Below are 586 nucleotides of genomic sequence, written 5' to 3'. Positions count from 1 at the left end.
CCCGGCGACCCCGAGGCCCGGATAACCGTCGGTGCATGCTGGTTCGCGAAGTATCCGAAATATCTTCTGACACAACAGTATTAGCGTTTCGAGACGTGAGTTAACGCAGTGTTTCCGTGGTGTCGGCTCAGGTGTCCGAACCTGGCCGACCGTGCCGACCACAATCGACTCCCCACACACCGTGACGGAGGGGAAACCGATGGCGCAGCGCATCATTGTCGACTCGACAAGCGAGTTGCAGGCGGCAGCGACGGCCATGGATGAGGTGGCGGAGGCGGTCGGCAACGCGGTGAACACCTTGATTCGCACCCTGTCCGTGGCGGGGGACCCGTTCGCGGTCAACGACAGTGGCGCCACGGCGCCAGAGGTGGTGAGTGGGTCGTCGGACAACCCGCCATGGGGCACCGACTCCTACGGCAAGTCCTTCGCCACGGGCGCCAACGGCTATGTGGGGATGCGAACGAATCTGCTGCAGGGCGGTCTCGACGTAGCGCGCACCCTGGCCGAGTTCGCTCACGGTATGCACCGTGCGGCAGGGGGCGTCGAGGCTACCGAGGAGGACTCGCGCGCCGGTTTCCGCTGAGCG

1 protein-coding gene is annotated in these 586 nt (G+C 65.0%); it reads left to right on the top strand.

Annotated features, from left to right (window positions below; all coding sequences use genetic code 11):
- Window positions 1-199: 199 nt before the first annotated feature.
- Window positions 200-583, top strand: coding sequence for a hypothetical protein (locus NA12_RS07110; protein ID WP_067447221.1), 384 nt, complete (start codon window positions 200-202; stop codon window positions 581-583).
- Window positions 584-586: the final 3 nt, after the last annotated feature.

This window comes from Nocardia alba NBRC 108234, from assembly GCF_001612665.1.
GTDB lineage: Bacteria > Actinomycetota > Actinomycetes > Mycobacteriales > Mycobacteriaceae > Nocardia > Nocardia alba.
This window is presented reverse-complemented; position numbering and strand designations above follow the sequence as displayed.

Coding starts and splice junctions, on each gene's coding strand:
- NA12_RS07110 (WP_067447221.1), top strand. CDS start 200: ATGGCGCAGCGCATCATTGTCGACTCGACAAGCGAGTTGCAGGCGGCA.